The sequence below is a fragment of the Streptomyces sp. NPDC002671 genome, assembly GCF_053592475.1.
In genome coordinates, this window is sequence record NZ_JBSFVU010000024.1 from 78,608 (window position 1) to 104,085 (window position 25,478).

Consider the following 25,478-nt stretch of genomic DNA (forward strand, 5'->3'; position numbering starts at 1 on the left):
GGTGCCCGCGGGCTGCGAAGCCCGCGGGCACCAATGCCTTCACCTGCCTTCCGGGGCTGCTACTTCTTCGTGGTGCCGAGGTTGAGGTAGTCGTACTCACCGCTGAAGGCGGCCGTGGAGACGACGTTGGTCGCGTACGGCGAGCGGTACAGCAGGACCTTGAAGTAGGTCAGCGGGACGAGGACGGCGTCGTCCATCGTCTGCTTGTCGATCTGCGCGTACAGCTCGTTGCGCTTGGCGACGTCCTCGGAGGCGATCGCCGAACCGAGCAGGTCGTTGACCTTCTTGTTGTCGTACTGCGACAGGTTGGTGTTACCGGACTGGCTGATCGCCTTGCCGTTCAGGATCTGCTGCAGGAAGCCGTAGCCGGAGGGCCAGTCGGCGCCCCACTGCATCATCTCCAGGCCGATGTTCTGCTTCACGGTGAACTTCGGCACACCCGCGTAGTCGGTGAAGTACTTACCCGACGGGTACTGCTTCAGGGTGGCGTTGATGCCGACCTTCTTCAGCGAGGCGATGATCGCCGTGGCGGCGTCGATCTCCTGCTGGCGGTCGGAACGCGCCGAGATGTTGGTCGTGATCGAGGACTTGCCGCAGGCCTTCAGCTGGTCCTTGGCCTTGGCGACGTCGCCCTTGCTGCCGGTGGTCGCGTAGGCGTCCGCCTTCTGGTAGCCGGTGATGTCCGGCGGCAGGACGGTGGAGGCGAGCTCACCGCGGATCGGGCCGCCCTCGGCCGTCTGCACGGAGACCTTGTCGATCGCGAACTGGACCGCCTTGCGGCAGGCCACGTTGTCGAACGGCTTCACCTTGGTGTTGATCGCCATGTAGACCAGGCGGCCACCGTAGGTGTTGTCGGTCGCGGCCTTGCCGTCGGCCGAGTTGATCAGCTGGGCCTGGGTGGAGGCCTGGACGCCGGAGCCCGCGAGGTCGACGGTGGCGTCGCCGGACTGCAGGTCCTTGTCGATCGTCTCCGGGTTGACCTTCAGGTTGACGACGATCTTGTCCGGCAGCTGCTTGCGCAGCGGGTCGGTCTTCGGGTCCCAGTTCTTGTTACGGACGAGGACGGCCTGCTTGCCCTCTTCGTAGCTCTGGAACTGGTACGAGCCCGAGGACACGATGTGCTTGACGTAGTCGACGCCGTCGTCCTTGGCCTGCGGCACCGGAGCCGTCTGCGGCGCGGCGACCAGGTAGTCGAACTCCTGGAAGGCGCGGTTCAGGTGGAAGACGATCGTGCTGTCGTCCGGGGTCGCGATGGAGGACAGGCCCTTGGCGCTCTTGTCCTTGTACGGACCCTTGTACTTGTCGCCGTCCTTCATGAACTGCTGGAAGTAGTTCGGGCCGAGCGAGAGCACGTCACGCGCGAAGTTGGAACGCTCGACGGCGTACTTGACGTCCTTCGAGGTGATCGCCGTGCCGTCCTGGTACTTCAGGCCCGTACGCAGCTTGTACGTCCAGGTCTTGCCGCCGTCGCTCGGGACGCCCTTGCTCGCGGCGAGGTCCGGGACGAGGGTGTTGCCCTTCTCGCCGGGGCCGGGCGCGAACGTCATCAGCGGGCGGGCGTACAGCCGGCTGAAGTTGTACATGTACGCGTAGTACGTGTTGCCCGGGTCGAAGGAGTCCGGGACGTCCGACAGCTCGTAGGTGACCGTGCCACCCTTCTTGTCGGACGCGTTGACGACACCGGTGGTCGCCGCGTTGGCGCCGGCTGCCTTCGGAGTGCCGGTCCCGTCCTTGTTGTCATCGGCCTTGCTGCAGCCTGCAAGCAGCAGGCTGGCGGAACCGATGGCCGCGATGGCGGCCAGCGCTGACCTTCGCATGATGGTCTGTTTCCCCTCCATGATCGGAAACTTGATGAACTCTCGGGAGCTGCCTAGCGGCTGCGGGGGTCGAGAGCGTCGCGGAGACCGTCGCCGAGCAGATTGAACGCCAGGACGGTGATGAAGATGGCGAGGCCCGGCACGATCATGTACTGGGGATCGACCTGGTAGTACGTGACGGCTTCCCGGAGCATGCCGCCCCAGGAGGCCTGTGGAGGCTGGATACCCACGCCCAGGAAGCTCAGGGACGCCTCGAAGAGGATGTTGGTCGGGATGAGCAGCGTCGAGTAGACGATGATCGGGCCGACCAGGTTGGGCATCAGCTCACGGAAGAGGATGTACGGGCCCTTGGCGCCCAGGCCCCGGGAAGCGTCGACGAACTCACGCTCCCTGAGGGCGAGGGTCTGGCCTCGCACGATCCGGCCCAGATAGGGCCAGTTGAAGAAGCCGATGACGAAGATCAGCACGCTCAGGTGGAGCGGCAGACCGTTGAGGCCGAAGGCCCCGCCCTGCAGCGTCGCCGAGATGGCGATGGCGAAGAGCAGCAGCGGGAAGGCGAGGAAGATGTCCATCAGCCGGCTGATGATCGTGTCGACCCGGCCGCCGTAGTAGCCGGCGACGACGCCCATGACCGCGCCGATCACGTTGGACAGGACCGTGGCGCCGAAGGCGACCACCAGCGACACCCAGGAGCCCTCCAGGATGCGGGTGGCGATGTCCCGGCCGAACTTCGGGTCCACGCCCAGCGGGTGATCCATGCTCATGCCGCCCCAGCCGCCCTTGGGCAGCGAGGTGTCGGGCACGATCAGGTCCTGGTGGAAGGCGTTGGGGTCGAGGCCGAACATGGCCTGGATGGGGCGCGAGAGGATCGCGAGGAGGATCAGCAGGATCACGATGACGCCGCCGGCGACAGCGACTCTGTCCTTCTTGAACCGGGTCCAGGCGATCTGGCCCAGGGAACGACCCTCGATCTGCCCCTTACCGGCACCCTCCAGCACGGCCTCCGGCTGGGCGTTTGCCTCTGCCCCGGTGGTCTCGATCGGTGCGGTCACGGTGAGCGACCCCTCTCGCCGGTGGTGACCGGCCTGCGCCTGCCGCGGATTGCGGCTTTGTCGACTTGCCATCAGACACGGGACCTCGGCCTCGCGTCTTGAGTGGGGAGTCTTCAGCGTGGCCACGATCACTCGCCAGAGCTGACGGCGAAAGTATGCGCAACCGTGATGCAGTGCAGGGGATTCCGTTATCCGAACAGGGGGTAACGACCGCCGAACGCGGGGAAGTCAGGACACAGTGGGGCCAGAACGGCATATTTGCGCGGTTCAGAACCGATCGGCCGGTTTCTACGCGCGCAGAAGGATGTCGAGAACGTAAATTCTGCGGCTCGCCCCGGTCAGTAGGAGCTGTGGGCGGGCGGGTAGCCGTACCCGGCGGCCGGGGCCTGCGGCGAGGCCGCCGCGTGGGCCTCACGGTCGTAGAACGGGCGGGCGTTGGCCCGCATCCACATCACGACCGGGTCGTAGTCGTCGGTCATCGCCACCGTCGACACGGGCAGCCCCTCCGGGACCGCCCCGACGGACTGCTGCATCATCCCGCGCACCGAGTCCACCGCGGCCGGCGAGGTGTCGTACACGTCCAGACCGAGGGCGAGGTACGGCGCCCCGAGCGCGGGCTGCACCCAGGCGCGGCGCAGCGAGCGGAGCGCCGGGGTGCGGTGGGCGTTCTGCGCGAGCAGCGCGTAGAACTGCGGGATCTCGATGCCGGGTTCCGACAGCCGCAGCGGGCCGGCGGGCTGGCGGTCCAGACCGGTGGCGATGCGGCGCAGGTCCGGCCAGGGGATGCCGACGCCGCCGCCCGGGGCGTGCGGGTTGAGCCACAGGCCGTAGTGGTCGGGGTAGAGCGTGCGGGCCACGTCGAGGGCGTCGACCACCTCGTACGAGCGGTTCCACCCGCTGGCCGAGAGTTCCTGGGCGGAGGTGACGCAGGGGGCGTAGTGGAAGCCGTCGACCTCCATGTCCCCGTACTGGGCGTCCGGGGAGCCCGCCTGGCCGTGCCACAGAAGCATCCAGATCTGGCCGGAGGAGGGGGTGGCGAGGGCGCGCAGCAGTGCCTCGTAGGCGTCGTAGCGCCCGGGGGTGACCTGGCGCAGCGCCTGCGTCAAGCTCCCGCTGGGGGTCGCGCTCACCTGTCGTACCGGCCCTTCTGTGGTGTGCCCTGCGTTTGGAGACAGCTTAAGCACCCAGGAGTTCGGGGCCTCGGGTTCGTCGCGCCCCTTCTCAGTTGCCGTGCTCGTAGAAGGGGCGGACGTTCGTCTTCAGCCAGTCGCCCACCGGGTCTTCCGCCACGTCCAGGAGGACGAGGTTGACCGGCCACTGGACCGGGACCTTGCCGAGGGCTCGGCCCAGGGCTTCCAGGGGGCGGGTTCGCAGGTCGCCCTCCCACTGGGAGAGTTCCACGCCGACGAACAACACCGGGTCGCCCGTCTCGATGACGGCCAGACAGCGGCGGGCGGTGCGGACCACGCCCGTCTCGGCGAACTCGACGGAGGCGGCCGAGAGGAAGTCGATCGGGTCGTCCTGCCAGTCGGGCTCGAAGAGGCGGACCCGGCCGCCGGTGCTGGGGCCGTCGAGCGGGGTGCGGCCCCCGCGGCAGAGTACGGCCACCGCCTCCGGCGGGAGCGGGACGCCCACCATGCCGCCGGGGTTGACGGCGATCCCGGCCTGCGGAGGCAGGCCGCGGGCGAACTCGACGGCCGGGGCGATGGTGAACGACATGTGCGCGCCGGCCGCCTGGCGGAGCTGTTCCTCCGAGCTGAACACCGGGACGAAGACCTGGCCGTCGAGCTCCAGCGTGGGCAGGTCCAGCGGGCCGGTGTCCGGGCCGCCGCCGTTGGGCAGCGGGACCCAGACGAAGCTGCGGCCCAGCACCTCCAGGATCCGGCCGGCCGCCGCGGGCACGCCGAGGGAGGCCGACAGCACCTCCTCCAGCTCGTTGCCGGGCCAGCCGCCGTGCGGCTGGGGATGGGGGTGCGCCTGTGCCGGGAAGTCCGCGGGAATGTCCGCCGGGAAGTCCATGTGCCTACCGCCTGCTGGGAACCACTGCTGTGGCCCACAGGCTATCGGGTGCCTGTGACAGGCCCTCACCCTGTGAACAGGATCCGCTCCAGGGCGTCCGCCGCGTCCCGGTCCAGCAGGACCGCCGAGCCGCAGCCGCCGGGCAGTTCGCCGCGCTCAACCGCCCTCAGCAGCCGGGCCGTCGTACGGCGGTGGCGGCTGAAGGCGTACCGGGAGACACCCCGGCCGCGCTCGTGCTGGCCCGCGCGGGCCGTGTCCGGGGTGACGTCGAGGAGGAGCAGGTGCAGGGTGCCGCCGCGGCGGCGGGCGGCGCGGGCCAGCCAGCCGCGCACCCAGGGCTGGGTGCCGCAGTCGTGCACGACGACTCCCTCGCCGGTCCGCAGGGCGCGGCGCAGGGCGGCGAAGTGGGCGAGGCGGACCAGGGGGCGGTAGAGGGCGTAGGGCAGGACGCGGGGCAGGCGGGCGGCCCAGCGCTCGCGGGCGTCCTGGGAGTCGACGCGGCGGCCGGGGACCGCGCGGCACATCAGAGTGGACTTGCCGCTGCCGGGCAGGCCGGTGAGCACGACCAGGTCGCGGGGGCCGAAGCGCAGGCTACGGGGGCTGCGCCCGGCGCGCTCGCGCAGATCGCGCACGACCGGGGCGGGGCGCTCGGCGGGGCGTCCCTCGGCGCGGGCGGCGCGGCGCGGGCGGGCCGGGGCGGAGGGCTGCCGCGGCACCGCGATGCCGCTGGTGGTGGCGTACGCGGATGTCCTGTTCACCGTGATCGTCCTCCCCTGTGGGCGCGGAGATCCCCCTGCCCGGTCTTCCTGCCCCTCATATGTAAAGAGAAAGTAATGCGCGGTGCCCGGCGGTTCGGTGCGCGTACGGCCACAGGTCGGTTACAGATGGGGCCTGACGGTCGGGCGCCGGGCGTGCAATGATGTGCCCGCCAACTGCATACCGGCCGCTTGAATCCGCGCGGGAGAGTCCCCAGCAGTCGTCTCGCTGGGGCGCCGAAGGAGCAAGTCCCTCCCTTGAATCTCTCAGGCCCCGTTACCGCGCGGGCGAGGCACATCTGAAAAGCGGGCCGCTGTGACAGTGGCTCCACCCAAGGTGCAAGCCCTGATCGTCCCTGTGGCGGTCGCGGCGAACCTCTCAGGTTCCGATGACAGATGGGGAGGAACGACCTCGCCCGTCATGCCCTGGGAGACGACCGACCGATGAGCAGCACCGAACTCCGTCACACCGCGCTGGATGCCCTGCATCGCTCGCTCGGTGCGACGATGACCGACTTCGCCGGCTGGGACATGCCCCTGCGCTACGGCTCCGAGCGCGACGAGCACGTGGCCGTGCGGACCAAGGCCGGTCTCTTCGACCTCTCGCACATGGGCGAGATCACCGTGACCGGTGCCGAAGCCGCCGCCTTCCTGAACCACGCCCTGGTCGGCAACATCGCCTCCGTGGGCGTCGGCCGCGCCCGCTACACCATGATCTGCCAGGCCGACGGCGGCATCCTGGACGACCTGATCGTCTACCGGCTCGCTGACACCGAGGCCGCTTCTCCTGAATACATGGTCGTGGCCAACGCCTCCAACGCCCAGGTCGTGCTCGACGCGCTGACCGAGCGGGTCGCGGGCTTCGACGCCGAGGTACGCGACGACCGGGACGCGTACGCCCTGATCGCGGTCCAGGGTCCGGAGTCCCCCGGCATCCTGAAGTCGCTCACGGACGCCGACCTGGACGGTCTGAAGTACTACGCGGGCCTGCCCGGCACGGTCGCCGGTGTCCCCGCGCTGATCGCGCGCACCGGCTACACCGGCGAGGACGGCTTCGAGCTGTTCGTGAAGCCGGAGCACGCCGTGGAGCTGTGGCAGGCGCTGACCAAGGCTGGCGAGGGCGTCGGCCTGGTGCCGTGCGGCCTGTCCTGCCGGGACACGCTGCGCCTGGAGGCGGGCATGCCGCTGTACGGGCACGAGCTGACCACCTCGCTGACCCCCTTCGACGCCGGGCTCGGCCGTGTGGTCAAGTTCGAGAAGGAGGGCGACTTCGTGGGCCGCGAGGCGCTCACCGAGGCCGCCGCGCGCGCCGAGCAGAACCCGCCGCGCGTGCTGGTGGGCCTGATCGCCGAGGGCCGCCGGGTGCCGCGCGCCGGGTACGCCGTCGTCGCCGGCGGCGAGGTGATCGGCGAGGTCACCTCGGGCGCCCCCTCCCCCACCCTGGGCAAGCCGATCGCGATGGCCTACGTCGACGCGGCGCACGCGGCGCCGGGCACCGAGGGTGTCGGCGTGGACATCCGAGGCAGCCACGAGCCGTACGAGGTCGTGGCGCTGCCTTTCTACAAGCGGCAGAAGTAGACACCGGGCGCGGTCCGTCCCCGCGGTCCGTCCACGCGGACTGTCCCCGTGACGTGACACTGCGCACATTTCGCCTGCTCACCGACGGTTCCGGCCGTCCCCCACTCATCAGCACACTCCCGCGTACAGGAGAATTCAGACCATGAGCAACCCCCAGCAGCTGCGTTACAGCAAGGAGCACGAGTGGCTGTCGGCCGCCGAGGACGGCGTGTCGACGGTCGGCATCACGGAGCACGCGGCCAACGCGCTCGGCGATGTCGTTTTCGTCCAGCTCCCGGAGGTCGGTGACACCGTGACCGCGGGCGAGTCCTGCGGCGAGCTTGAGTCGACCAAGTCCGTCAGCGACCTGTACGCGCCGGTCACCGGCGAGGTCACCGAGATCAACCAGGACGTCGTGGACGACCCGTCGCTGGTGAACTCCGTCCCCTTCGAGGGCGGCTGGCTCTTCAAGGTGCGTATCGAGGACGAGCCGGCCGACCTGCTCTCCGCCGACGAGTACACCGCCTTCACCGCCGGCTGAGGAGTCGTAGCCGTATGACTGTCCTGAACACGCCTCTGCACGAGCTGGACCCGGAGATCGCCGCCGCGGTCGACGCCGAGCTGAACCGCCAGCAGTCCACGCTGGAGATGATCGCCTCCGAGAACTTCGCGCCGCTCGCGGTGATGGAGGCGCAGGGCTCGGTGCTGACCAACAAGTACGCGGAGGGCTACCCGGGCCGCCGCTACTACGGCGGCTGCGAGCACGTCGACGTCGCCGAGCAGATCGCCATCGACCGGATCAAGGAGCTGTTCGGCGCCGAGTACGCCAACGTGCAGCCCCACTCCGGCGCCTCCGCCAACCAGGCGGCGCTGTTCGCGCTGGCCCAGCCCGGGGACACCATCCTCGGCCTGGACCTGGCGCACGGCGGCCACCTGACCCACGGCATGCGCCTGAACTTCTCCGGCAAGCAGTTCAACGTGGTCGCGTACCACGTGGACGCCGAGACCGGCCTGGTCGACATGGCCGAGGTCGAGCGGCTCGCCAAGGAGCACCGCCCCAAGGTGATCATCGCGGGCTGGTCGGCGTACCCGCGCCAGCTGGACTTCGCCGAGTTCCGCCGGATCGCGGACGAGGTCGAGGCCTACCTGTGGGTCGACATGGCGCACTTCGCGGGCCTGGTCGCGGCGGGTCTGCACCCGAACCCGGTCGAGCACGCGGACGTGGTGACCTCCACCACGCACAAGACGCTCGGCGGTCCGCGCGGCGGCATCATCCTCGCCAAGAAGGACTTCGCGAAGAAGCTGAACTCGTCCGTCTTCCCGGGCTTCCAGGGCGGTCCCCTGGAGCACGTGATCGCGGCCAAGGCGGTCTCCTTCAAGGTCGCCGCCTCGGAGGACTTCAAGGAGCGCCAGCGCCGTACGGTGGAGGGCGCGCGGATCCTCGCCGAGCGCCTGACGGCGGCGGACGCCCGTGAGGCCGGCGTGAACGTCCTCTCCGGCGGCACGGACGTGCACCTGATCCTGGTCGACCTGCGCGAGTCCGAGCTGGACGGCCAGCAGGCCGAGGACCGCCTCCACGAGGTCGGCATCACGGTCAACCGCAACGCCGTCCCGAACGACCCGCGTCCCCCGATGGTCACCTCGGGCCTGCGGATCGGTACGCCCGCCCTCGCCACCCGCGGCTTCACGGCCGAGGACTTCGCCGAGGTCGCGGACGTGATCGCCGAGGCGCTCAAGGCGCCCTCGCCCTTCGGGGCGGCCGACGCGGAGGGCCTGAAGGCGCGCGTGAAGGCGCTCGCCGACAAGCACCCGCTGTACGCGGTTCTGAACAAGTAAGACACCTTTTGCGGGACACCGCGCACACTGGAAGAACACGTGTCCGGTGTGCGCGGTGCCCCGCGCCCCCTCTCGCAGCGACCCTGCACCCCCTGCACCACCCCCCGTATTGAGGAGTCCCCGTGGCCATCTCGGTCTTCGACCTGTTCTCGATCGGCATCGGCCCGTCCAGCTCCCACACGGTCGGCCCGATGCGCGCGGCCGGGATGTTCGCCCGCCGGCTGCGCAACGAGGACCTGCTCGGCTCGGTCGCGTCCCTGCGCTGCGAGCTGTACGGCTCGCTCGGCGCGACCGGTCACGGCCACGGCACCCCGAAGGCGGTGCTGCTCGGCCTGGAGGGCGCCTCGCCGCGCACGGTGGACGTGGAGACGGCGGACGAGCAGGTGGAGGCGATCAAGACGGCGGGCCGCCTGAAGGTGCTCGACGAGCACGAGATCCCGTTCTCCTTCGACGACGACCTGATCCTGCACCGCCGCAAGGCGCTGCCGTACCACGCGAACGGCATGACGATCTGGGCGTACGACGCCTCGGGCGGGGAGCTGCTGTCGAAGACGTACTACTCGGTCGGCGGCGGCTTCGTCGTGGACGAGGACGCGGTCGGCGAGGACCGCATCAAGCTGGACGACACGATCCTGAAGTACCCCTTCCGCACCGGCGACGAGCTGCTCCGCCTGACGAAGGAGACGGGCCTGTCGATCTCCTCCCTGATGCTGGAGAACGAGCGGGCCTGGCGGACGGAGGAGGAGATCCGCGAGGGCCTGCTGGACATATGGCAGGTGATGCGTGCGTGCGTCTCGCGCGGCATGTCCCGCGAGGGCATCCTGCCGGGCGGCCTGAAGGTGCGCCGCCGCGCCGCGGTCTCGGCCCGCCAGCTCCGCGCGGAGGGCGACCCGCTGGCGCACGCGATGGAGTGGATCACGCTCTACGCGATGGCCGTGAACGAGGAGAACGCGGCGGGCGGCCGGGTGGTCACGGCCCCCACGAACGGCGCGGCCGGCATCATCCCGGCGGTCCTGCACTACTACATCAACTTCGTCCCCGGCGCCGACGAGGACGGCGTGGTCCGCTTCCTCCTCGCGGCGGGCGCCATCGGCATGCTCTTCAAGGAGAACGCCTCCATCTCCGGCGCCGAGGTCGGCTGCCAGGGCGAGGTCGGCTCCGCCTGCTCCATGGCCGCGGGCGCCCTCGCCGAGGTCCTCGGCGGCTCCCCCGAGCAGGTCGAGAACGCGGCCGAGATCGGCATGGAACACAACCTGGGCCTCACCTGCGACCCCGTCGGCGGCCTCGTCCAGATCCCCTGCATCGAGCGCAACGGCATGGCCGCGGTGAAGGCGGTCACGGCGGCCAAGATGGCCATGCGCGGCGACGGCTCCCACAAGGTCTCCCTGGACAAGGTCATCAAGACCATGAAGGACACCGGCGCGGACATGTCGGTGAAGTACAAGGAGACGGCCCGCGGCGGGCTCGCGGTGAACATCATCGAGTGCTGACGGAACTGACCGGTGCCCCGGAGCGGGTCGGTCAGCCATGACGGCGGCACGGGCACAGGTCTTGCCAGTGATCACAGAGCGTCCTGACTCCACGTGCCCGTCGGGGCCTCAGCTCCCAGGTGACGCCAGGGCCTGTACTGCGGCATAGCCCGGGACCGGGGGCGTCTGCGGGAACACGCCGTTGGCGCGCAGGCCGGCGGCGGTGTCCACGGCCGTGCCGAGGGCGAGCCGGAACAGCAGCGAGCCGAGGCTGACCCGGCGCACGCCGAGTTCGGCGAGGCGGGCGAGCGACGGCCCGTCCGGTGTGGCGAGGACGTTGAGCGGCAACGCGGTCGTGCTCACCGCCACCGCGATGGAGGCCGGATCGGTCAGACCGGGCACGAAGACGCCGTCCGCGCCCGCGTCCTGGTAAGCCGCCAGGCGGGAGGCCGTCTCCGCCGCGCGTCCCCCGCCCAGCCAATGGGTGTCGGTGCGGGCGTTGACGAAGAGCCAGGGCACGGCTGACTTGACCGCGCTGATCTTCGCCGCGTGCAGGCGCGGCGGGGTGAGGCCGCCGTCGGCGCGGCCGTCCTCCAGGTTGACGCCGACCGCGCCCGCCTCGGCGAGTTCCGCCGCGAGGTCGGCGACCTCGGACGGGTCGTCGCTGAAGCCGCCCTCGACGTCGACGGAGAGCAGGAAGGGCCCGCCGCCGATCCGGCGCGCGAGCCGCAGCGTCTCGGCGCGGGTCCGGCCGGCCCCGTCCGGCAGCCCGGCCGCGGCGGCGACGCCCAGGCTGGTGGTGCCGACGGCGGCGAAGCCGGCTGCGGCCAGCGCGGCTGCGGAGGCGTGGTCCCAGGCATTCGGCAGCAACAACGGCGCGCCGGGGTGGTGGTGCAGGTCGCGGAAGGCGATGGCGGCGGGGGCGGCTGTGCTCATACCTGCTCCTCGGGGTCAGCAGCGGCGCCGAGGCGGCCGACGGCCCCGGCGTAGTAGTCCAGCGAGTTGGCGACGTGCGCGGCGAGCAGCCGGAAGGACCAGCCCTGGCCGGGCGAGCGGTCCAACTGCGAGTCGCTCAGCGCCCCGAGGCGGTCGGCCCAGATCCTGCCGAGCCGGACCAGGCGGCTGCGCGCCTCGTCGAGGTCCTCCGTGGTGAACGGCGCGAGGTCGGCCGGGGTGGTGGTCATCGAGGCGTGCCAGTGGTCCGGCCGCGGTTCCTGACCCGCCAGGCGGGCCTCCAACTCGGCGAGGTGATCCACCAGATGGTCGGCGACCCGGCGGATCGCCTTGTGCGGGGTGTAGACGCGGTCGTCCACCGCCAGCGGTCGCCCGTCCCAGGCGGTCCAGGTCGCGGCAAGGTCCAGCACCCGTGCGACCGCCTCGGTGACCTGCGCGGCCGGGTCGTCCCGCTCCAGCAGCCCGGCGGCGAGCGCCAGTGCCTGGACCTGGCCCGGACACCGGTGCGGCCCCGCGCCGAAGGCGAGAGGGGACGGATCGTCGTGGGAGCCGATGTCCGGATCGGACTCGTCGCTGCCGGCGACCGCGTCCTGCTGTGAGGCGGCCACGTCGACCAGGACCACCTCCCCGGCCCGGAGGTCCATCGCCCGCACACGCACGTCGGCGAGTGCCCGTCGACGCAGCGCGGTCACCGGCGGGTCCTGCCGCAGCACCTCGGCGAGGAGGGCGTCCGCGCCACCTGGTGGGAGCCCGTCCGGCGCGGCCCGGCGGGCGTGCTCGACCAACCGGGCGGTCGCGTCGCACGCCTGCACCAACAGCCCGATCCGCTGCGCGGCGGACTCCAGGTCCTCCACGCCGTCCTCCTGGGCGGTCCGGGCGAGCAAGGACGCGATGGCCGCGTCGGCGGCCTTCGCCTGCGTGGGCGTCAGGTCGCTGCCGAAGTACCCCGCGGAGACGGTCATGACTGCGTCGGCCACCGCGGCCGGGCCCGGCAGGCCCAGCTCCTCGGCCAGGATGCGGACGACCGTGTGCCGGTCGTCCGCGCCGACCGCCGAGCCGGCAGCCGCCCAGCGCAGTTCGCTCGGGTCCAGGCGCGCAAGCTCCACCACCGCGTGGGCGCGCCGACGGGCGTGTGCGCGCGCATCGCCGGTGAAGCGGGCGACAGTGGCGCGCAGCCAGGCCAGGGAGCCGTCGGGCGCGTCCGCCGCGTCGGCGACGGGTTCGGGGACCAGCTGCGGCTGGTCGAGCACCGCGCGGGCATCGGCGTACGTGGTGACACGGGACGAGCGGGCGGACGGGTCGGAGATCGTCATGCGGCTCACGCTAGGTGTGGGAAAGTTCGGCGTGCGCCGAACCGTGGCCGGGGCATGATGGCCGTGTGTCCGCGCAACCTCTGGCCCGGCTGGCCGGGCTCCTGGCCGACCCCACCCGGGCCGCGATCTGCCTCGCGCTGCTGGACGGCCGCGCCTGGACGGCGAGTGAACTGGCCCATCACGTGGGCGTCGTGGCATCGACCGCGAGCGAGCAGCTGTCCCGGCTGGTCGCCGGAGGACTGCTGGCCGAGGAACGCCAGGGACGGCACCGCTACCTGCGCCTGGCCGGACCCGCCACCGCCGCGCTGATCGAGGACATGGCTGCGTTCGCGGCGGAGTCGGCGACCGCACCCGCACCTGCGCCGCGCAACCTGCGCGACAGCGTCCGCCGCAGCGCGGAGGCACGCGCTCGGACCTGCTACGACCACCTCGCCGGCCGCCTCGGCGTCGCCCTTGCGGACGCCCTGCTGGCACGCGGCGTCGTCACGACGGACACAGGTCTGGCCGTGACGGCACCAGGCCGCGCATGGCTGGCCGGCATCGGCATCGACGTGGACAAGATGCGCCGCGGCTCCCGTCCGCTGGTCCGCAGCTGCCTCGACTGGACCGAACGCCGCCCCCACCTCGCCGGCGTCCTCGGTACAGCGCTACGCGCGCACGCGATGGACACGGGCTGGCTCGAACCCATCGGCACCGGCCGCGCCCTCCGGGTAACCCCACCCGGCGCCGACGCCCTTCACAACCTGTTCGGCATCACCCTCGACTGAGCGCGGCTCGGCCCCAGCCTCGCCCACTCCTGAGAGGCCGTGGCCGGACCGCAGCTCTGAGCATGATGACAATACTTGAGTATATCGGATGATTCAGGGGCTGTGTCGCATTAGTGGACATACTCGGCGACGCATACGCGTGCGGAGCGCCGAGAGGTGATACGAACGACGGAAGAGCCCCCTGGCCACAGACCGGCCGACAGCAGGAGGAGCCCGATCCCCATGCTCAGATGGCCTGCCATGGCGTGGACCAACCGCATCCTCTCCGGCAGTTCCGCCCTGTCCGCCCTCAAAAGCCTCCTGCGGCGGAATCGTCGCACCAGGCTGCTGCTGTGGGGGGGCCTGGCGGTCATGAGCCTCCTCCTCACGGGGCTGGGCTGGATCGTCGCCACAGGCCTGCTGGTCCGCGACGAACTTGCCGAGGTCCGAGGCGAGTTGAAAACACTTCGCAGCTCGTTGACGGCGGCCCCCGGGACGGACTCGGGGGCAGGGCACAGTGCGAGCCGCAGCGAACTCGCCCGACACGCCGCTCGCTCCGTGGCGGAACGGGCCGCACGCGCGCACTGGCTCACCACCGGACCCGCGTGGTACCTGGCAGCGCATCTGCCTGCCGTCGGCGGCCCCTTCCACACCGCACGCGGGACGACCGACGCGCTCGACCGGCTGGCCGGAAAGGCGCTGCCCGCCGTGGTGCGCACCGTCGGTCGCCTCAAAGCCGACGCCGGCGGCAGCCATGTCAGCCTCTCGGAACTACGCAGGGCCGCACCGGACCTCGCGTATGCGGCACGTGAGGTGGCCGTGGCCCGGGCGGAGGTGGACGGGCTGCCGCAGCGGACCTGGCTGTCCGCCGTGGACCGGGCCCGAGGCCAATTCCTCGGCGGGCTGGACCGCATGGTGCCCGCCATGAACAACGCCGCTGCCGGCGCCCGCCTGCTGCCTCCGATGCTGGGTGAGGACGGCCGGCGCCGTTACCTCCTGGTGTTTCAGAACCCCGCGGAGGCACGCGCCACCGGCGGAATGCCCGGTGCCTACGCCGTGTTGACGGCCGACAAGGGCCGGCTGGCGCTGCCGGAGTTCGGACGGGACACCGACATGGCGACCGCCCGGCCGGACATCAACCTGGGTTCCGAGTTCACGGCCATGTACGCGCAGCACGATTCTGTGCATATCTGGCCAAACTCCAACATGAGCCCCCACTTTCCCTATGCCGCGCGCATCTGGTCCGCCGCATGGCACGTCAAGAGCGGGGAGCGTGTCGACGGTGTGCTGTCGTTGGATCCGGGTGCGCTCGCCAGACTGCTGGCGGTCGTCGGGCCGGCGCGGACGGCCGAAGGCACACTCGTCACCGCGGAGAACGTGGTGGATCTCACCGAGCGGGCCAACTACGCGATGTATCCCGATCCCGTCAGGCGGAAGGTCTTCCTGCTGGACGTGGCCCGCGCCGCTGCCGGGCGGATGCTTGCCGCCGCCAGCGATCCCCAGCGGCGACCCGCCCTGCTTCAGGGCCTGTACAAGGTGCTGAGCAGCGGACAGATGACCGCATGGAGCGTCCATGCGCAGGAGGAACAGGAGCTGGCGGCGCACCCGGTCGGCGGCGTCGTGCCGCAGGGGCCCGAGCCCTACGCCGGGCTGGTGCTGAACAACGCCGCCGGCACCAAGCTGGACTACTACCTCGACCGCGCGCTGGACTGGTCCTCCGATGGCTGCACCGCCGCCGGCCGCAAGGTCACCGTCAAGGCGGTCCTCACGAACCGCGCACCGTCCACAGGCCTCCCCGCCTACGTCACCAACCGGCTGGACAAGCCCGCTCACGCGATTCGCGAGGGTGACAATCAGCTGCTGGTCTCCTACTTCGCGACCGCAGGGACGCGACTGGTCGGGGCGACCGTGGACGGGAGGCTCGCCCTCGCTGCCCCGGGCGTCGAACGGGGACACCCGGTGTACACGCTCAAGATCGAGGTCCCCGCCGGCAAGAGCCGGACGGTGACGCTCAACCTGATGGAGCCCGTGTCCGATCGAACGCCCACAGTCCTGCGCCAACCGCTGACCCGCCCGCTGCGGGTGACGGTGCGCCCCGGGACGGGGTGCCGGGAAATGACGCGTAGAGCTCACCGGGTGGCGTGAGGAGCAGGACTCTGCGAGTTACGCGCTATGCGCTGATTGCATCAGTATGGTCCCTTTCCGGATACGTTCGGTGATCCATTTACCTTTCCTCGCCTTTCAACCCAGACAGGGAGGGCCCATGTGCGGTGTAGCGGGCATGGTGTCAACGGCGTCACCCAATCCGGCAGCCGTCAAAGAGATGTGCGACGTACTCGCCCATCGCGGCCCGGACGGTGAGGGCTTCTACACCGATGACCAGGTCGCCCTCGGCATGCGACGGCTGGCCATCATCGACGTCGAAGGGGGAGACCAACCGGTCTTCAACGAAGACCGCAGCGTGGTCGCGGTTTTCAACGGAGAGATCTACAACTACCCGGATCTTCGCAGAGAACTGCTCAGCCGCGGTCACACCTTCCGCACGAACGGCGACAGCGAATGCATCGTCCACCTGTATGAGGAGTACGGCGAAGACCTGGCCCGCCATCTGCGTGGCATGTTCGCTCTCGCCGTCTGGGACACGGGCAGACAACGGCTGCTGCTGGCCCGCGACCGCGTCGGCAAGAAACCTTTGTACTACCGGGACACTGCCGGTTCGCTTGCCTTCGCCTCCGAACTCAAGGCGTTGAGCACCGTCGCCGGCAGTCGCCGCGAAGTCGATCCGGAGGCCCTCCACCACTACTTGACCTACCAGTACGTGCCGGCACCCTGGTCGATCCTCCGCGGTGTCCGCAAGCTGCCGCCCGGCTGCCTGCTCACCTGGCAGGGCGGCCAGGTGCAGGTACGCCGCTACTGGACGCTCGACTTCTCCCCGGCCGCGGTCGTCGGCGAACAGGAGGCCGCCGAACGGACCCGGGAGCTCCTGCTCGAGGCGACACGAATTCGCATGATGTCGGAACGGCCGCTGGGAGCCTTTCTCTCCGGTGGCGTCGACTCCTCCGCCGTCGTGGCGGCCATGGCGCGGACCTCCGCAAAGCCGGTGAAGACATTTGCCATCGGTTTCGAGGATGCCCGGTTCGACGAGCGGATGCACGCCCGGGTCGTGGCACAGCAGTACGGCACCGATCACCACGAATTCGTCGTGGACGCCTCCGCGTTGGACATCCTGCCCACGCTCGCATGGTATTTCGACGAGCCGTTCGCCGATTCGTCCGCCATTCCCTCGTTCTACGTGGCCAAACTGAGCCGCCAACACGTGACGGTGGCCCTGAACGGCGATGGCGGTGACGAGTCGTTCGGTGGTTACACGCGCTACGCCCGCGCCGCGCGCATGGATCGGTTCCGGGTTCACCGAGCCGCACACCCGGCCCTCAGGCACCTGGGCCGGACCCTCCTCGCGTCCGGTGCGGCCGGTTCACACCGGCGGCGGGCCGGCCTTGCCCTGACCATGCTGGGCGAGACGTCGCAGCGTCGTTACGCCCGGATGATGTCGTACTTCATGCCGGAGCAGAAGCAGGACCTCTACACGGAGCAACTGCGCGAGGCGACGTCCGGAAGCGACAGCTACGACCTGTTGGAGCAGGCCTTCCGCGCATCGCATGCGGTCAGCCGGATCAACCAGCTGATGGATGTCGACGTGAACAGCTACCTTCCCGGTGACCTCCTGGTGAAGGTGGACATCACCACCATGGCCAACTCCCTGGAGGCCCGGTCGCCGTTCCTGGACCATCACGTCATGGAGTGGGCGGCACGACTTCCCGCGGAGCTGAAGGTGCGGGGCGGCACCACCAAGTACCTGCTGAAGAAGGCGCTGGAGGACTGGCTCCCCCACGAGGTGCTGTACCGGCCCAAACAGGGATTCGGGGTTCCGCTGGCTCACTGGCTGCGTACGGATCTCAAGGACGTGGCATGGGACGTGCTGACCGACCGGACGGCGGTGGACCGGGGGTTCTTCCGGCCTGACGCGGTCAGAACCATGCTCGTGGAACACGAGGCCGGAGCAAATCACGCGCGACGGATCTGGGCACTGATGCAGTTCGAACTCTGGCACCGCAGGTTCGTCGACCAGCCCCGGTCCGAGCTTCCCCGGCAGATGTCCGGACTCGACGAGGCGGCTCGATGAGTCCATTCGCCGACGGCTCCACGGAGGACGAGTGATGATCATCGAAAGGTCGGCCACGAGACGGCTCTCGACCGTGGTGATCGGCCGGGTGGGGCTGCTGGCCGCGGGGCCGGTCGCCGTGTACCTGGCGCTGTTCCACGGCGCCGCTGCCGCCGCCGCGGCAGTGGCGATCTGTTTCGCCGTGGTGGTCTGGCCGCGGCCGGACGTGGCGCTGCTGATGCTGCTCGCGCTGGTGCCGGCAGCAGCAGCCGTCGATCCCGGCGGTGCGGTGCTGAAGATGGTCCTGGGCGCCGTAGCACCGCTGCTGTTCCGGATCGTGTTGAACGGCGTGTGGCCGCGCCTGGATCTGGTGCTGATCGTGCTCATGGCTGCTGCGGTCACGGTGAGTTGTCTGCTGCCGGAGGAGCATCTCCCCGTCGAGCGGCCATGGACATCATGGACTCTCCTGCTGGTGGGGCTCTGCCTGCTCGCGACCTCGATCCTGGCGCCTCCCGATCCCCGGCGCATCGCGCAGGTCGTGGCCGGGTCGGGGGCAGGGGTCGCCGGATACCTCCTCGTCCGCGGGGAGTACGCCTCCGACCGTCTGATCGGTCTGGGCCTGAATCCGAATTACCTGGGCGCCGCTCTCGCGCTCTCCCTCGTCGCCGTGGTCGGGCTGGCACGGTTCGGCCGCCGCTGGGCGTGGCTTGCGCCGGCTGCCGTCTGTGCCTTCGCGCTCCTGCAAACACGGTCCCGAGGGGCTTTGGTGATGGCTGCGGCGGGTCTGGCCTGTGTTCTTCTCGCCCGCCGTCGACTGCGGTACAAGCTTCTGATCGCGCTTGCGATCGTAGCTGCGGTGATCTCGCTACCGGGAACCATGGACGCGGTGGAGGGCAACCTGTTGGACGGCAGGACCTCGACCGAGCTCACCGCGAACACCGAGGTGCGCAAGCAGGCGGCTGTGCTGGCCATGCGGGTGGCACTCGACCATCCGTTGCGCGGCATCGGGTACACGATGTTCCCCGAATACGCGCGGGCGTCCCTGGGCGTCTTCATCAACACCCACAACGACTACCTGAGGCTGGCGGCCGAGACCGGACTGGTGACCCTCGCCCTCCTGGTGGCTCTGCTGTGGCTCGGCCTCACCCGCCGCTACACGGCTGATCACGCCCTTCTCCAGGCACTGTGCGTGTCGTATGCGGCCGGGTTGCTCTTCGCCAACGCCCTTACCGACCTGGTCATTTCCACACCCTTCTGGATCTCGCTGGGCTGTCTGCTGGCCCGGGCGGGACGCCGGAAGGCGGATCCCGCATCCCTCCCCGTCCCGACGTAAGGAAAGTCGAATGGTCAACTGCGAGACCGAGATCAGCCAAGGCCGGCGCTTCGCGTTCGGCAGGAACTGGCTCCGATTCGGGCAACTGATCGACGAAGAACGCATCGCCGGCGCCAGGAAGTCACTCGAGTCGGCTCTCGGGGCCACCGATCTGACCGGACGCACCTTTCTGGACATCGGCTGCGGAAGCGGACTCTTCTCCCTGGCAGCCCTGCGCATGGGTGCGCGGGTGCGGTCGTTCGACTACGACCCCGACTCGGTGCGGGCGACGGAGAAACTGCGCCGGGAATGCGCACCGGACAGTGACTGGACCATCCAGTGCGCTTCCATCCTCGACGCGAAGTTCGTGCAGCGGCTGGACCAGGCCGACATCGTCTACTCGTGGGGCGTGCTGCACCACACCGGCGAACTCTGGGCCGCGATGGAGGCGGCATGCGGCCTCGTCGCTCCTGGTGGAACGCTGTACGTGTCGATCTACAACGACCAGGGGCCGGAGAGCAGGGTCTGGATGTCGGTAAAGCGGCACTACAACACGTCGGGGGCGGTGGCGCGCTTCCTGCTGCTGACCGGCAGCCAGCTCTTCCTCGGCAGGAAATACCCGCTGCGTGCCGCAATGAGGCTGGCCAAGCGCGCCCGGGGCGCTTCGGACGTGACTGTCCCCCGGCCCAGGGGCATGTCACGCAAGCACGACCTTGTCGACTGGGTGGGAGGCTACCCCTTCGAGGTCGCCGCGCCCGAGGGAGTGTTCTCCTTCTGCCGCGAACGTGGCTTTGAACTGCGCCACCTGAAGACCTGCAGAGGAGGGATCGGCTGCAACGAGTTCGTGTTCACCCGAGAGTCCGCAACCGGCGGATGAGCCTCGATCGGGTCGTGGGCGGGCAGGGCAGTCGCGTGGATCAGCTGACCACGCGCTGCCCTGTCGCCGTCCACAGGCCGGCGGAGTCGTCGTACACAGTCATGACGCCCCACCGATGCGCAGTACTTTGCAGCGGCGTTTCACTTCCATCGTGAAGCGTGTCGTCTCGGCGCTCGTCGGGAGCAGACATGTCCAGCCGAGTCCGCTCATCCGGCTGAAGAACACGACCTGGATGACGACCAGCGTCCCGTACGCCACGGTGGAGGCGATCGCACAGCCGACCGCACCCCAGACGGGAATCAGTACGACGTTCACCCCCACATTCACAACGAGAGCGGCCAGCGAGGGAAGCACGACGAGACGAGACGACCGCTGTCGCAGCAGAAACGTGGACAGCGGCTTGGCTGCCGAGAGCAGAAGGACTCCAGGGACCAGCCAGGCGACGAGCGTGGCCGTGGCCTCGTACGCATCGCCGTACAGCGGGGTGATCAGAGCCGACACCGCGGTCACTGTCGTCACCGCGGACGCGACGCCCAGCAGCACCATGAACCGGATGATCCGCACCGTGACCAGCGCGGAGCCGCTCACCTCGCCGTCGAACTGGAGAGAGAGCGTGACCTGCGCGAACACATCGATGGCCAGTCGGCTCAGGTCGGCCAGAGTCACCGCGAGTGTGTAGATCCCGACCTCGCGCGGGCCACGCAGAGCGTTGAGCAGGAAGACGTCCGACCGGAGCAGCAGGTACGCGGCCGCGGAACCGGCGTGGAGCCTCAGGCCCTTGGCGCAGGTCGCGATGGCAAGACGCAGGTCCGGCCGTCCGAGGGTGACCCCTCTCGCGGTGATCAGCACGGCAAAGGAAGCGACCATGGAGAGGACCCACGCGACCACCACCATCCGGACGGTGAGGCGTCCCGTCACCCCGAGGACGACCAGGCACAGGCACTGGGCGACCGCGCCCGCCAGCATGGCGCGTCCCGCCGCGCCCGTACGATCACGCAGCATGCTGATGTTGGTCCCGTAATACACGCTCATGCCCAGAGGCACGCCCACACAGGCCGTTGCCAGGAGCCACGGGTCCGGGACGTTGGCCCTGCCCTGGAACATCAGGTCGAGCCCGATCGCCACGGCAGCCGCAGCGGTACCGAGGAAAAGCCCCAACGGAACGCTGTTCGCATCGAGGGAGGACCGTTGCCCCTCCTCCGACCACATTGCTGTCTGCGCCTGATCGACGGACAGATGGCCCAGCGTCATCGCGGCTGTGGCGACGGTGACGGCCATGTAGTAGGTGCCGCGCCCCTCGGGGGGCAGCGCTCTGGCCACGACGACGCTGGCGAGAACGCCCATGGCGAGGGTGCCTGCGCGGGCCACCAGCATCCAGGCGAATTGCGGTCTGCGGTCAGCCACTGTGTCGGGAGACCTCCACCAGGAGTCGCCGGTAGAGAGCGAGGTACCGGTCCACCATGACCTCGGCCGTAAGGTTGCCCATGGCCCACTCGCGTGCCTTCCTCCCGAGGGAAGCCGCGGTTTCCGGGTCGCGGAGCACTTGTCGCAGCCCCTCGGCGAGGGCGGCGGCGTCCTCGGGGGGAACCAGCACACCGCGTCCCTCGAGGAGTTCGGGGGTACCGCCCACCGCTGTGGCCACCACCGGACGGCCGGCCGCCATGGCCTCCATGATGGCGTTGCTGGCCCCCTCGAACAGCGACGGCAGGACGAAAGCGTCGGCCCGGGCCAGGAAACGGGGCACGTCGGTACGGGCCCCGAGGAATCGGACGTCGATGTCCAGGTCGTCGGCCAGCCCCTCCAGCCTGGAGCGCTCGGGACCGTCGCCGATGAGGACGAGGGTGCACGGGTTGCCTGTGCGCCGCAGCACCGCACAGGCTTCCAGGAGATATCGATGCCCCTTGTGGACGCCGAGGTTGGCGACGCACAACACCACGGGCAGTGATGTGGCGACATCGGCGGGTTCGGCGGCCTCGAACTCACTCGGCCGCATTCCGTTGGGGATGACGGAGATCTTGGCCGCCGGTACCCCTTCGTCGCACCGGACCTCGTCGGCGATCGCCGTCGCGTTGGCGACCACGAAGTCCGTCCATCGTGTGGCGACCCGCTCCAGCAGGAGCGCCAAGGGGTTGCCCCTCTTGTAGTGACCGAGACTTCGCCGCCCCGCCACCAGCACCGGCACACGCGCCAGCCGCGCCGCAGGAGTGGCCATCAGGTGGGCATGCGGCAGGAACGCCTGGACAACCTGCGGCCCTTCTTTGCGCAGGAAGGCAACAAAGCGAACGAAGGCGCGGACATTACCGAGGAGTGACTTCAACCGCAGGGGCCGGCGCCGGAACCCGAGTCCTACCACGGACACGTCGGAGTCCCTGAGTTCCTCCTCGCGCGGCCCCTTATCGAAAAATACCAGCAATTGGGTGCGGATGCCTCGTTTACTCAGCCCACGGGCGAGCAGAACGAGTTGTTTCTCCGCACCACCGAGACCGAGCTGCCCGATCAATAGGACGATGTGCGAGGGAAGTTGAACCGTACGGGTGTCCTCGGCGGTCGCAGCCTGGGCTGCTGGCGTTTCGTCAGTCAATGGCATGTGCGGCACACCCGTTATTCCCGTGAATCGTGTACGTGCTGCCATAGCATATGCGGCATATCACTCGAAGCTGCGGTTTTGGTGGCTGCACGTCCGCGTGTCACTGCGGAGCACATTCCTCCTCATGCATGCGCCCGATGCCTGCCGACACCTGCCTTTCTGATGAAAGGAAAGCCCGTATGAATAATGGACCCATCGTCTGGGGGGTCCGCTGCTTCTACAAGCTGATCGCGCAGCGGCTGGACTGGCGCATGCCAGGCACGCGCACCCTACGTGCCTGGTGCGCGCAGAAGATCTGCGAGGACGTGCGGAGGCCGGTCATGATCCACGCCCGGGTCAGCCTGCCGCCGTCCCTGCGACTGGGACGATACGCCGTGATCGGGCAGGGAACCCGGATTCTCGGACTGGGCCGCGTATCCCTGGGCGCCTATGTGAACATGGGGCCGGAATGCCTCTTCATCACGGGGGACCACCCCGTTCCCAAAGCCGGAGGGCACTTCCATGATCTGCCTTCGGTGCATGAGGACATCGTCGTGGAGGAAGACGTCTTCATCGGCGCCCGGGTGACGGTCCTGCCAGGAGTGACCATCGGTCGGGGCGCCGCCGTCGGGGCCGGCAGCGTCGTGACGAAGGATGTTCCGGCCGAGACGGTCGTGGCGGGGAATCCGGCCAGGGTGATCCGTACTCGCACGAAGTGAACGGACGTCCGTCGACCGAGGGGCGACGGCGCCGGACCTGAGGCCCGGCGCCGTCGCCCCTCGGTCATCACTGCTGCGCGGCCCGAGTGCCTGTGGCCGGCGACAGCGTGGTGCCCTTCCCTGTTTCCTGTGCTTGTTGCCGTACATGTTCACGCGATTGCGGCACCGTGCCGCGGGCGCCGCCGGGCACTGATGCCCCGGCCGGGACTTCGGCATACGGAGAAACCTTCGCGCCGGAGGGAACTCCGAGCAGCAGCCGCACGGCGCCGATGCCCACCGCGCAGGCGGCGGCGAGCGCGATGCCGGGAGCGAGCAGCCCGTGGGTCACCAGCATCGCCGTCAGGCAGCCCGCCACCGCGAAAACGCTGAGGCACCAGGCGACCTGCGGCACCGTCAGGCCCAAACGACGCAAGCGGTGGGCGACATGGTCCGTCCCACCCTGCATCAGAGGTCTCGACTCCAGGTAACGGGACAGCATCACCAGCGTGGTGTCCACTGTCGGCACAAGGGTGGCGAGCAGCAGGCCGACAGGGCCGGAAAGGCCCACGACGTCCTGGTGGACCACCACCGTCGTCGAGGCCAGCGTGAAGCCGAGGAAGAGCGAGCCCGCGTCGCCGAGGAAGATCCGTGCCGGATGCCTGTTGTGGAACAGGAAACCGAGACCGGCCCCGGCAAGGGCCGCCATCACCGCTCCCAGACCCACCGCGCCGCCGGTCAGGGCGGTCAGGCAGAGGAATCCGCCGAGGACGACACACAGGGACGATGCCGCACCGTCCATGTTGTCCAGCAGATTGAACGCATTCGTCACGAAAACGATCCACACGACGGCGATCACCGCGTCGACCGCGCCACCGAAGACCGTGGGATGCCCCCCTGCCAGCACCACCACCACGGCCGCCGCTGTCTCGACGCACAGCCGAAGCCGCGGGCTGAGCTGGCGCAGATCGTCGATCAGCCCCAGGACGCACATGAGAGCCGCGCTGCCCAGCAGTACGCCGAGATCCAGGTCGAAGTCGTCCCCGGCGAACGCCGCGGCCGTGCCCACGGCAAGGGTGGCGACCGCAACGGCGACACCCCCGAGATAAGGCGTTGGCCTGGTGTGCGCCTTGCGGGCACTGGGCTGGTCGGTGATACCACGGCGCAGGGCCAGGCGCCTCAGCGGCTCCGTCAGCAGCAGGCCCAGCAGCAGGGCCGCGACGGCCGCGCCGGCCGTCGCCACTGCTGTGCTCACGCCGGTCACCGCCCCGCCAGAGCAGTCCCGGCAACGGGCTGGCGGGTCGGGGGAAGACGTTGCTCCGGGGTGCCCGGCGCGCGATCCGACTGGTTGCCGCACCGTCCGGCACGGGCATCCGCGATCGCATCGCCGATGATGTCGGTGAGGGTGTGCCGAGGGCGCCAACCCGTCAGGGCGCGGAGCTTCGTCGTGTCGGGAACCCGTCGCTCCATGTCCTCGAAGCCTGGTCCGTACGCCTCGTCGTACGACAGATGCTCCACCTTTGAGTCGCTTTCGGCCTGAGCGATGACCTCCTCGGCGAGCTCGCGGATGCTGATCTCACCGTCCGCGCCGATATTGAAGGTCTCTCCCACCGACTTCGGGTTTTCCAGCAGGAGCAGCAGCGCCGCGACGGCGTCGGCGACATGAAGGAAGCAGCGCCTCTGGCTGCCGTCCGCATGGACCGTCAGGGGTTCGCCGTGCACGGCCTGCATGGCGAAGCGCGGGATGACCATGCCGTACGCCGGACTCTGGCGGGGCCCCACGGTGTTGAAGAACCGGACGACGGTCGACCGCAGTCCTCGCTCCTGGTGGTAGAGGCAGGCCATGATCTCGTCCACCGCCTTGGCCGTGCTGTACGACCACCGGGCCACGGAGGGGCTCCCCAGGATGCGGTCGGAGGTCTCGCTGAGCGGCCCGGACGAGTTCTTTCCATAGATTTCCGACGTGCTGGCGAGCAGAATTCTGCGCGTGTGTCGCTGCGCGGACTCGATGACGTTCTCGGTGCCTTTGGTGTTCGTGATGAACGACCTCAGTGGCTGCTCGACGATGAGTTTGACCCCAACGGCCGCAGCCAAATGGACGACGATGTCGCACTCTTGCACCAGCTCGTCGACGAGCGGCGCATCCAGAACGGAGCCCTGGCGGAATCGGAGGCGTGGGTTCGACCCGTCCTGGGGGAGGTTTTCCTTCCGTCCGGTGGTGAGGTCGTCGAGGACCACCACACTGTGTCCGTCGGCCAGCAACGCGTCCACGAGATGGGAGCCGATGAAGCCGGCTCCACCGGTGACAAGGAAATGCGAACTTCGATCCATGTGGGGCTTCACTCCGG

General features: G+C 69.5%; 21 protein-coding genes and 2 riboswitches. Of the genes, 10 read left to right on the forward strand and 11 right to left on the reverse strand.

Going from position 1 to position 25,478, the window contains the following annotated elements; genetic code table 11:
• Positions 1 to 59 precede the first annotated feature (59 nt).
• From ACWD35_RS31590 to ACWD35_RS31610, 5 genes are all read right to left on the reverse strand, one after another.
• Positions 60 to 1,817: an ABC transporter substrate-binding protein gene (locus ACWD35_RS31590; RefSeq protein WP_451354817.1), complete on the reverse strand. Its 1,758-nt coding sequence runs from the start codon at positions 1,815 to 1,817 to the stop codon at positions 60 to 62.
• Between the two features lie 53 nt (positions 1,818 to 1,870).
• Positions 1,871 to 2,869: an ABC transporter permease gene (locus tag ACWD35_RS31595; RefSeq protein WP_451354756.1), complete on the reverse strand. Its 999-nt coding sequence runs from the start codon at positions 2,867 to 2,869 to the stop codon at positions 1,871 to 1,873.
• Between the two features lie 338 nt (positions 2,870 to 3,207).
• On the reverse strand, positions 3,208 to 3,999 hold the full coding sequence (locus ACWD35_RS31600; protein WP_451354757.1) for an enhanced serine sensitivity protein SseB C-terminal domain-containing protein: 792 nt from the start codon (positions 3,997 to 3,999) through the stop codon (positions 3,208 to 3,210).
• A 91-nt stretch (positions 4,000 to 4,090) separates the two neighbouring features.
• A complete protein-coding gene (locus tag ACWD35_RS31605) occupies positions 4,091 to 4,888 on the reverse strand; it encodes an enhanced serine sensitivity protein SseB (protein ID WP_451354758.1) in 798 nt (265 codons plus the stop codon).
• Between the two features lie 65 nt (positions 4,889 to 4,953).
• Positions 4,954 to 5,646, reverse strand: coding sequence for an AAA family ATPase (locus ACWD35_RS31610; protein WP_451354759.1), 693 nt, complete (start codon positions 5,644 to 5,646; stop codon positions 4,954 to 4,956).
• A 190-nt stretch (positions 5,647 to 5,836) separates the two neighbouring features.
• Positions 5,837 to 5,936, forward strand: a riboswitch (glycine riboswitch).
• Positions 5,937 to 6,049, forward strand: a riboswitch (glycine riboswitch).
• A 38-nt stretch (positions 6,050 to 6,087) separates the two neighbouring features.
• Here ACWD35_RS31610 and gcvT point away from each other — a divergent pair.
• The 4 genes from gcvT to ACWD35_RS31630 all read left to right on the forward strand — a co-directional run bounded on the left by gcvT (position 6,088) and on the right by ACWD35_RS31630 (position 10,526).
• Entirely contained in the window at positions 6,088 to 7,221 is a 1,134-nt protein-coding gene (gene gcvT, locus ACWD35_RS31615) for a glycine cleavage system aminomethyltransferase GcvT (RefSeq protein ID WP_451354760.1), read from the forward strand.
• A gap of 142 nt (positions 7,222 to 7,363) precedes the next feature.
• On the forward strand, positions 7,364 to 7,741 hold the full coding sequence (gene gcvH, locus ACWD35_RS31620) for a glycine cleavage system protein GcvH (protein WP_451354761.1): 378 nt from the start codon (positions 7,364 to 7,366) through the stop codon (positions 7,739 to 7,741).
• 14 nt (positions 7,742 to 7,755) lie between these two features.
• Positions 7,756 to 9,036: a serine hydroxymethyltransferase gene (glyA, locus tag ACWD35_RS31625; protein WP_451354762.1), complete on the forward strand. Its 1,281-nt coding sequence runs from the start codon at positions 7,756 to 7,758 to the stop codon at positions 9,034 to 9,036.
• Positions 9,037 to 9,158: 122 nt separating this feature from the next.
• Entirely contained in the window at positions 9,159 to 10,526 is a 1,368-nt protein-coding gene (locus ACWD35_RS31630) for an L-serine ammonia-lyase (protein WP_451354763.1), read from the forward strand.
• Between the two features lie 108 nt (positions 10,527 to 10,634).
• Here the strand turns inward: ACWD35_RS31630 and ACWD35_RS31635 are convergent, their stop codons facing one another.
• Together ACWD35_RS31635 and ACWD35_RS31640 are read right to left on the reverse strand one after the other, a co-directional pair.
• Positions 10,635 to 11,441, reverse strand: a complete 807-nt coding sequence (locus tag ACWD35_RS31635; protein ID WP_451354764.1) for an isocitrate lyase/PEP mutase family protein — start codon at positions 11,439 to 11,441, stop codon at positions 10,635 to 10,637.
• The gene (locus ACWD35_RS31640) at positions 11,438 to 12,772 is read right to left on the reverse strand and encodes a hypothetical protein (protein WP_451354765.1); all 1,335 of its coding nucleotides are present in this window, start codon (positions 12,770 to 12,772) and stop codon (positions 11,438 to 11,440) included. The genes ACWD35_RS31635 and ACWD35_RS31640 overlap by 4 nt, the downstream gene beginning before the upstream one ends.
• A gap of 65 nt (positions 12,773 to 12,837) precedes the next feature.
• Here ACWD35_RS31640 and ACWD35_RS31645 point away from each other — a divergent pair, with 65 nt between their 5' ends.
• From ACWD35_RS31645 to ACWD35_RS31665, 5 genes are all read left to right on the forward strand, one after another.
• Entirely contained in the window at positions 12,838 to 13,539 is a 702-nt protein-coding gene (locus tag ACWD35_RS31645) for an ArsR/SmtB family transcription factor (protein WP_451354766.1), read from the forward strand.
• Positions 13,540 to 13,761: 222 nt separating this feature from the next.
• Positions 13,762 to 15,663 carry a DUF4012 domain-containing protein gene (locus ACWD35_RS31650; RefSeq protein WP_451354767.1) on the forward strand — a complete coding sequence of 634 codons (1,902 nt, stop codon included), beginning with the start codon at positions 13,762 to 13,764 and terminating at the stop codon, positions 15,661 to 15,663.
• A gap of 118 nt (positions 15,664 to 15,781) precedes the next feature.
• On the forward strand, positions 15,782 to 17,701 hold the full coding sequence (gene asnB / locus ACWD35_RS31655; protein WP_451354768.1) for an asparagine synthase (glutamine-hydrolyzing): 1,920 nt from the start codon (positions 15,782 to 15,784) through the stop codon (positions 17,699 to 17,701).
• 73 nt (positions 17,702 to 17,774) lie between these two features.
• The gene (locus tag ACWD35_RS31660) at positions 17,775 to 19,013 is read left to right on the forward strand and encodes an O-antigen ligase family protein (RefSeq protein WP_451354769.1); all 1,239 of its coding nucleotides are present in this window, start codon (positions 17,775 to 17,777) and stop codon (positions 19,011 to 19,013) included.
• Between the two features lie 10 nt (positions 19,014 to 19,023).
• Positions 19,024 to 19,869, forward strand: a complete 846-nt coding sequence (locus tag ACWD35_RS31665; protein ID WP_451354770.1) for a class I SAM-dependent methyltransferase — start codon at positions 19,024 to 19,026, stop codon at positions 19,867 to 19,869.
• A gap of 99 nt (positions 19,870 to 19,968) precedes the next feature.
• Here the strand turns inward: ACWD35_RS31665 and ACWD35_RS31670 are convergent, their stop codons facing one another.
• A complete protein-coding gene (locus tag ACWD35_RS31670; protein WP_451354771.1) occupies positions 19,969 to 21,273 on the reverse strand; it encodes a lipopolysaccharide biosynthesis protein in 1,305 nt (434 codons plus the stop codon).
• Positions 21,266 to 22,501 (reverse strand): glycosyltransferase, encoded by a 1,236-nt coding sequence (locus tag ACWD35_RS31675; protein WP_451354772.1) that lies wholly within the window; start codon positions 22,499 to 22,501, stop codon positions 21,266 to 21,268. Before ACWD35_RS31675 ends, ACWD35_RS31670 begins: the two co-directional genes overlap by 8 nt.
• A 92-nt stretch (positions 22,502 to 22,593) precedes the next feature.
• Between ACWD35_RS31675 and ACWD35_RS31680 the strand changes: the two genes are divergently transcribed.
• A complete protein-coding gene (locus ACWD35_RS31680; protein WP_451354773.1) occupies positions 22,594 to 23,154 on the forward strand; it encodes an acyltransferase in 561 nt (186 codons plus the stop codon).
• A gap of 67 nt (positions 23,155 to 23,221) precedes the next feature.
• Here ACWD35_RS31680 and ACWD35_RS31685 read toward each other — a convergent pair whose 3' ends face one another.
• Together ACWD35_RS31685 and ACWD35_RS31690 are read right to left on the reverse strand one after the other, a co-directional pair.
• On the reverse strand, positions 23,222 to 24,373 hold the full coding sequence (locus tag ACWD35_RS31685) for an MraY family glycosyltransferase (RefSeq protein WP_451354774.1): 1,152 nt from the start codon (positions 24,371 to 24,373) through the stop codon (positions 23,222 to 23,224).
• 17 nt (positions 24,374 to 24,390) lie between these two features.
• Positions 24,391 to 25,461 (reverse strand): NAD-dependent epimerase/dehydratase family protein, encoded by a 1,071-nt coding sequence (locus tag ACWD35_RS31690; RefSeq protein ID WP_451354775.1) that lies wholly within the window; start codon positions 25,459 to 25,461, stop codon positions 24,391 to 24,393.
• Between the last annotated feature and the right edge of the window lie 17 nt (positions 25,462 to 25,478).